This window comes from Streptomyces phytophilus (genome assembly GCF_013870535.1).
Taxonomy (GTDB): Bacteria; Actinomycetota; Actinomycetes; order Streptomycetales; family Streptomycetaceae; genus Streptomyces; species Streptomyces phytophilus.
Window position 1 is genome coordinate 1 of sequence record NZ_JACBXC010000207.1, and the last position, 7114, is coordinate 7114.

The window sequence follows — 7114 nt, forward strand, 5'->3', positions numbered from 1 at the left end:
GTCGCCCAGCCTCCGCCCCGCCTCCGCCCCGCCTCCGCCCGCCGTGCCCGGGGTCAGCTCTCGGCCGCGTACAGGTCGTCGATGACGTGCCCGAAGTCCCGTACGATCGCCGACCGCCTCAGCTTCAGCGACGGCGTCACGTGCCCGCCCTCCTCCGTGAAGTCCGCCGGCAGCACCGCGAACCGGCGGACCGACTCCGCGCGCGAGACCAGCTCGTTCGCCTCGTCGACCGCCCGCTGCAGGTCGGCGCGGAGCAGCGGGTCGCGTACGAGGTCGGCGGCCGGGACGTACTCGCGCTTGCGCATCATCCGCCAGTGCTGGAGCCCCTCGGGGTCGAGGGTGAGCAGCGCGGCGACGTACGGGCGGTCGTCGCCGACGACGAGGCACTGGCTGACCAGCGGGTGTGCCCGCAGCCGGTCCTCCAGCGGCGCGGGGGCGAGGTTCTTGCCGGAGGCGGTGACGATGAGGTCCTTCTTGCGGCCGGTGATCGTCAGGTAGCCGTCGGCGTCCAGCTCGCCGAGGTCGCCGGTGGCGAACCAGCCGTCGTCGGTGTCGAGCCGGGTGACGCCGGCCGCGGCGTCCCAGTAGCCGGAGAACAGGATCCCGCCGCGGACCAGCACCTCGCCGTCGTGCGCGATGCGTATCCCGGTGCCCGGCAGCGGCCAGCCGACGGTGCCGAAGCGGGGCTTGAGCGGCGGGGTGACGGTGGCGGCGGCGGTGGTCTCGGTGAGCCCGTACCCCTCGAAGACCATGACGCCGGCGCCCGCGTAGAAGGCGGCGAGGCGGCGGCCGAGCGGGGAGCCGCCGCAGATCGCGTACTTGACGCGGCCGCCGAGCGCGGCGCGGATGCGGCGGTAGACGAGGGCGTCGTAGAGCTTGCGCAGTGCCTTCAGGCGCGTCCCCGGGCCGGGGCCCTCGCCGTGCAGTTCGGCCTCGACGGCCTCGGCGTAGCGGACGGCGACCTTCGCGGCGCGGTCGAAGGAGGCGGCGCGGCCGATGCCTTCGGCGGTGGCGCGGCCGGTGTTGTAGACCTTTTCGAGGACGTACGGGATGCCGACGACGAACGTCGGGCGGAAGCCCGCGAGGTCGCGCAGCAGGTCGCCGGTCTTGATGCTGGGCGCGTGGCCGAGCTTGACGCGGGCGCGGAGGCAGCCGATGGCGGTCATGCGGCCGAGGACGTGGGAGAGGGGGAGGAAGAGGAGGGTGGCGGCGGGGTCTTCGCTGACGGCGGTGAAGAGGGGGTAGAGCAGCTCGATGGCGTTGTCGACCTCGGCGAGGAAGTTGCCGTGGGTCAGGACGCAGCCCTTGGGCAGGCCGGTGGTGCCGGAGGTGTAGATGACGGTGGCGACGCTGGCGGGGCCGAGGCCGGCGCGGCGCTGGCGGACGAGGGTGTCGGGGACGTCGCGGCCGGCGGCGGCGAGCTGGCCGAGGATGCCGGTGTCGAGCTGCCAGAGGTGCGCGAGGTGCGGCAGGTCCTGGCGCCGGCCGCTGACGAGCCGGGCCTGGTCGACGCTCTCGACGGCGCAGGCGATGGAGCCGGAGTCGTGCAGGATGTGGCGGGCCTGGATGGCGGAGGACGTGGGGTAGACGGGCACGGTGATGAGGCCGGCGGCCCAGGCGGCGAAGTCCAGCAGGGTCCACTCGTACGTCGTACGCGACATGATCGCGAGCCGGTCGCCGGGGCGCAGCCCGTAGACGATGAGGCCCTTGGCGACGGCGAGGACGTGCTCGGCGAACTCGGCGGCGGTGACGTCGGCCCAGGTCCCGTCCGCGCGCGGGCGGGCGAGCGCGGGGTCGTCGGGGGCGTGGGCGGCGTTGTCGAAGGGGATGTCCGCGAGGGAGCCCCGCTGGGGATGCGGGGCGGCGGGGGGTACTTCCGCCTCGCGGACGCCGCGGGCGTCGGCGCGGACGGCGGGCGGCAGCAGCGCGGGGACGGCGGTGCCGGGGCGGAGTCTGGAGTTGATCTCCTTCAGGTACTGCGACTGGGGAGGTGGCGCCGGGTGTTGCTGCGGTGGTGCGGAATGCGTCATGGGGGACTCCGTGACGTTCGCGTCGGCTTCGTACGACTCGCCGGGCGGCAACGGACGCCGCATTCTCGCGAACACCCGGCCACCCCGCCAGAGGACGCCGCACCCGGTTTCCCCGGTTCCGCTTGCGCCGTCAGCGGACGGCGGTGAAGACCCGCTGCCCCGCCCCGGGCTCCCCCGGCTCCCCGCGCAGCGCCCCGACCGCGACGGCGACGAGGGCGGAGCCGACGAAGGTCCCCATCAGGATCAGCGCGACCCCGACGGCGAAGAGCCCGCTGGCGTCGTCGGACCAGTCGTAGAACGAGGCGAAGGTCAGCCCGGTGGTGGACCCGAGCACGGCGGGCACGAAGTGCCGCACGTACGCGACGGCGACAACGGCGACGAGCACCGTCAGCACCAACCCGCCGACCTGCCACGCCTCGTACGGGCCGCCCTCGACGTCGCCGAACTCGTCCCGCTCCTGGTCCCACCCCAGCCACGCGGCCCAGGCCCCGGCGACGGCACCGGCCAGGAGAACGAAGGAGAGCACTTGAAGGAGAAGGATCCGCAGCACAGGACGCATACCCCCACGCTCGCGCGCCACCGCACCCGGAACCAGAGCACAAGTACTCACCCCGCCTGAGTACGAACCCGCCCCCTCACTCCCCCACCACCCGCCGGAACACCTCCCGGGTACCCCCCTCTGGCCCGTCGGGGGCGGGCCCGGCGGGCCGGAACCCCAGCCGCTCGTAGAAGACCCGGGCCCCGCCGACGACGGCACCGGGATGATCGGCCCCGAACGTCACCACCTCCACACACCCGGCCCCCCGCCCCCGCACGAACCGCCGCTCCGCCTCCCCCATCAGCGCCTGCCCGACGCCCTGCCCCCGCACGTCCTCGGCGACCACGAGCCAGTGCACCCGAAAAACCGGCGCCTCACCCCCGAACAGCAACCCCCCGGCAACGCCGCCGCCGGACTCGGCAACGAGCGCGCGCGCCCGCCGGATACACCCCCGCACGGCATCGTGGAACCCGGCCTCCCCGACCATGGGCCCGAACCACTCCTCGACCCCGGCGGCAAGCGCGAGAAACCCGGAGAAGTCCCCCTCCTCAGCAAGTCTGACGATCACCACGGCAGTCTGGCAGAGACAACCACCCGACAACCGTGACCAGGCGGTCCGGCCAGGCCACCCGCAGCCCGGCCACTGGAAGGCGACCCCGAGAACGATCAGGAACACGGGCAGCAGGTACGCAAGCCGCCCGAGATCCGACTGCAACGGGGCGGTCCTCCGGATGTCCTGATGCCGGGCGCCTCGGGCACACACCGTCGCCGGAACGGTCCGCAACGGCTGGGTCACGCCGCTGTTGCCACCGGGTCTTGTGGAGGGTGGCGGTGTCGGTCCAGGATCTTCTCCTGCGACGCGACCGGCTGGCGCCGACCTGCTAGACCAGCGCGAGTTCAGCGGCTGACAGCGGTTTCCCTCGTGCCAGCCGGAAACCGCCGGTCTTCCGATTGATGTACAGAATCGTCGGATAGGGGCCGAGCGTGGCCCCCTGCCAATGCTTTCCACTGGGCGCAATCCGTACCTCAGGCAGCGCGGTGCCACCGATCGCCGCCGTGCGAGCCGCCAGGAGCGGCCCCCACAGCAGGTCGACGGTCATCTGTTCAGCCCTGGCCCGGTTCACCGGACGGCGCTGCTCACGGTAGGAGAACAGTCGCGTGACGAACGCTTCCCACTGGCGGCTCCGTGCATCATGGCTGGTAGCCGCCCGCGCGGCGGTGTCGCGCAAGGCCGGATAGACGTCGGCGAGACCCCAGCCGACGACCCTGCGCGAGTAGTCCTCCAGAACATGGGCGCAGTAGTCCCGCTTGGGGCAGTCCGGATGCTCGGCGGCGGCCAGCAGCAGCGGCAGGCCGGCCGGATCGTGCAGCAGCAGATCCTCGTCCTGCTCCGCGAGTTCCGCATCCGGGTCGTAAGCCCACGCCCAGAAGTCCTGCTCGTCGGAGAAGGGCCACAGCACTCGGGCAGGCTACCAACGGGCTGGATGGGGAGGACCGGCCAGTGCGGGTCCTGGACCTCAGTACCTGACGTGACCAACCCCTACGTGCACCGGACACCACGCCACGGTGCCCACAAGGAGCAGGGTGACGAGGGTGTGTACGCGGACGCCCGCAGCCCCGGGACTGCGGGGTGCGGGCGTCGCGTTGGGGTGGGTCAGGCGGATGCGGTGACCGGGACCTTTCGGTCGGCCGGGTCCGGGTCGGGGTCGTTGATGTCGAAGCTGGTGGCGTTGTCGTACATGTTGCGGTCCAGGATCTTCTCCTGCGACGCGACCAGCACCGGGATCACCGCCTGGCCCGCGACGTTCGTCGCGGTGCGGGCCATGTCGAGGATCGGGTCGATCGCCAGCAGCAGGCCCACGCCCTCCAGGGGCAGGCCCAGGGTGGAGAGGGTCAGGGTGGTCATGATCGTGGCGCCCGTGAGGCCCGCGGTGGCGGCGGAGCCGATGACCGAGACGAAGGCGATCAGGATGTAGTCCTGGATGCCCAGGCTGACGTCGAAGATCTCGGCGATGAAGATGGCCGCCAGGGCCGGGTAGATCGCGGCGCAGCCGTCCATCTTCGTCGTCGCGCCGAAGGGGACCGCGAAGGAGGTGTACTCCTGCGGGACGCCGAGGCGTTCGGTGACCTTCTTGGTGACCGGCATGGTGCCGACCGAGGAGCGGGAGACGAAGGCGAGCTGGATCGCGGGCCAGGCGCCGCGGAAGAACTGGACGGGGTTGACCTTGGCGACGGTGGCCAGCAGGAGCGGGTAGACGCCGAAGAGGACCAGGGCGCAGCCGATGTAGACGTCGGCGGTGAAGGTCGCGTACTTGCTGATCAGGTTCCAGCCGTAGTCGGCGATCGCGAAGCCGATGAGGCCCACGGTGCCGATCGGGGCGAGGCGGATGACCCACCACAGCGCCTTCTGCAGCAGCTCCAGAATCGTTTCGCTGAGTGCGAGGACCGGCTCGGCCTTCTCGCCGAGCTTCAGGGCGGCGACGCCGACGGCCGCGGCCAGGAAGACGATCTGCAGCACGTTGAGTTCGGTGAAGGGCGTGATGATGTCGGTCGGGATGATTCCGGTGAGGAAGTCGATCCACGAGCCGCTGTCCTCGGGGGCGGCGCCGTCCTTCGGGGACAGGTCCGTGCCGTTGCCGGGGTTGGTGATCAGGCCGATGGCCAGGCCGATGGCGACCGCGATGAGGGACGTGGCGAAGAACCACAGGAGCGTACGGGTCGCCAGGCGGGCGGCGTTGTTGACGTTCCGCAGGTTGGTGACCGACACCAGGATGGCGAAGAACACCAGCGGGGCGACCGCCAGCTTGAGCAGCTGGACGAAGATGGTGCCGATCTGGTCCAGGGTGTCCTTCAGCCAGGCGACGTCGCCGGTACGGGCGGCCCAGCCGAGGAGCACGCCGAGGACGAGGCCGGCGAGGATCTGGGCCCAGAAGGGCACCTTGGGTATCCGGAAGCCGCTGCGCGGCTGCGCGGTGGGGGCAGGGGTGGGTGTGGACACGGGCGTCTCCGTGACTGGGCGCGCCCGGCCTCGTCCGCACGGTGGCGGGACGGGGGAACGGGGGCGCGCGGCTGCTGCTGGGGAATGTGGTCCGTAGACCGGTCAGAGCGCGCGGGGCCGGCGGCTCTGACATGCCGCGGACAGGCAGCGGCACAGATCGACGTGCAGGCGCGCCACGAGCCGGGGGCTCGTAGGCATGCGAAGCGCAGCTACCGTCGTCGTCATGACGAGAAGACTAACACTCCTACTTTGACATTCCCATAGTGCGGCTTTGGTGAGAGCCGTCACGCCCTACGCCCGCCCCACGCCCTACGCGACGCCGCGCGCCTCGTCGTCCGCGTCGTCCTCGCTGCTGCGGTTCGCCGCCAGCCGGTCCTTCGACTTCTGCACCTTGCCGACGATCTGCTCCGACATCTCCTCCCGCTGCCTGCGCAGCAGGATGAAGCTCAGCGGCGCCGAGACGACGATCGCCAGCAGCATGACCCACAGGTAGTTCGAGTCGCCCAGTCCTGCCGGGAGCGCGCCGAGCCGGACCAGGACGGCCAGGATCACGAACGACGCGGCGAAGACGCCGAGGCGCATGGCGGTGTAGCGGACGGCGGGGTTCGGCTTGGGGGTCACGGCTGACAACTTCTCTCTGCTCTCTGCTCCGTCGGTCGGGGTGGTGCGCGGTGGTGCGGGGTCGTGCCCATACGGCGTGTACGCGCGTGTGGCGCCTCTCAAGTATGCAGCGGCAGCCACATCGTGATGTCGTCGCGGTAGTCGTCCTCGGCGACGCGTATCGCGTCGGGTACGCGGCCGACCTCCTTGTAGCCGCAGGACGCGTAGAACGTGTCGATCCCCGTCCCGCCCCGGCACGTCAGCCGGATCCCCCGCATCCCCGGCGTCCCCGGCAGCCCGCGCGCCGCGTCCGCCGCCGCGGCCATGAGGCGGCGGCCCTCGCCCGTGCCCTGGCGGTCGGGGTGGACCATGACGGTGTAGAGCCAGCACCAGTGCCGCATCAGGCGGTGGGTGTTGAGCGTGAGGAAGGCGGTGGCGGCCGGGCGGCCGGTCTCGTCGAGGGCGGCGATCAGGCGGGTGCGGCCCTCCACCATGGCCGCGAGGTGCTTGACCAGCTCCGGGCGGATGTCCGCGGGCGTCACCGGGGGTACGAAGCCCACGGCGCCGCCGGCGTTGCTGACGTCGGCCCAGAGCGTGCATATGCCGTCACGCAGGGCAGGGGTGATCGCGGGGTCCAGCTCGTAGCGCAGGGTCATGGGGTCCTCAGAAGCGCATCGGCTGCGGCGCCTCGCGCCGCTCCGGGTCCGGTCCTTCGTGCTCGCGGACCGCGGTGTAACTCCCGTCACGCTCCACCGGGCGCAGGCCCGCGTCCTGGATCAGCTCCACGAGTTCGCCGGCCGGGAGGGTGTCGTCGGCGCCCGGTGCCGGGGCGAAGTCGTCCGCGCCGTGCTGGAGGGCGAGTTGCGCCGTCTGTGTGCCGTACGCGGTCCACGCGGCCCGTACGTGCGGCACGTTGTCCAGCAGCAGCCGCGCCACCGCGAACGTCTT

At 71.8% G+C, this 7114-nt stretch carries 7 protein-coding genes and 1 pseudogene; all 8 read right to left on the reverse strand.

Annotated elements, in window-relative coordinates; genetic code table 11:
- Positions 1-53: 53 nt before the first annotated feature.
- Positions 54-2030: an AMP-dependent synthetase/ligase gene (locus H5J30_RS12565; RefSeq protein ID WP_181787520.1), complete on the reverse strand. Its 1977-nt coding sequence runs from the start codon at positions 2028-2030 to the stop codon at positions 54-56.
- Positions 2031-2160: 130 nt separating this feature from the next.
- The gene (locus H5J30_RS12570) at positions 2161-2556 is read right to left on the reverse strand and encodes a hypothetical protein (protein ID WP_181787521.1); all 396 of its coding nucleotides are present in this window, start codon (positions 2554-2556) and stop codon (positions 2161-2163) included.
- Between the two features lie 109 nt (positions 2557-2665).
- Positions 2666-3136, reverse strand: coding sequence for a GNAT family N-acetyltransferase (locus H5J30_RS12575; RefSeq protein ID WP_181787522.1), 471 nt, complete (start codon positions 3134-3136; stop codon positions 2666-2668).
- Positions 3137-3449: 313 nt separating this feature from the next.
- Entirely contained in the window at positions 3450-4028 is a 579-nt protein-coding gene (locus tag H5J30_RS12580) for a hypothetical protein (protein ID WP_181787523.1), read from the reverse strand.
- Between the two features lie 194 nt (positions 4029-4222).
- Positions 4223-5566 (reverse strand): dicarboxylate/amino acid:cation symporter, encoded by a 1344-nt coding sequence (locus H5J30_RS12585; RefSeq protein ID WP_181787524.1) that lies wholly within the window; start codon positions 5564-5566, stop codon positions 4223-4225.
- A gap of 309 nt (positions 5567-5875) precedes the next feature.
- Positions 5876-6187 carry a DUF4229 domain-containing protein gene (locus tag H5J30_RS12590; protein ID WP_181787525.1) on the reverse strand — a complete coding sequence of 104 codons (312 nt, stop codon included), beginning with the start codon at positions 6185-6187 and terminating at the stop codon, positions 5876-5878.
- A 98-nt stretch (positions 6188-6285) separates the two neighbouring features.
- Positions 6286-6822: a GNAT family N-acetyltransferase gene (locus H5J30_RS12595; protein WP_181787526.1), complete on the reverse strand. Its 537-nt coding sequence runs from the start codon at positions 6820-6822 to the stop codon at positions 6286-6288.
- Between the two features lie 7 nt (positions 6823-6829).
- Positions 6830-7114, reverse strand: a pseudogene (locus tag H5J30_RS12600) (hypothetical protein); the annotation flags it as partial.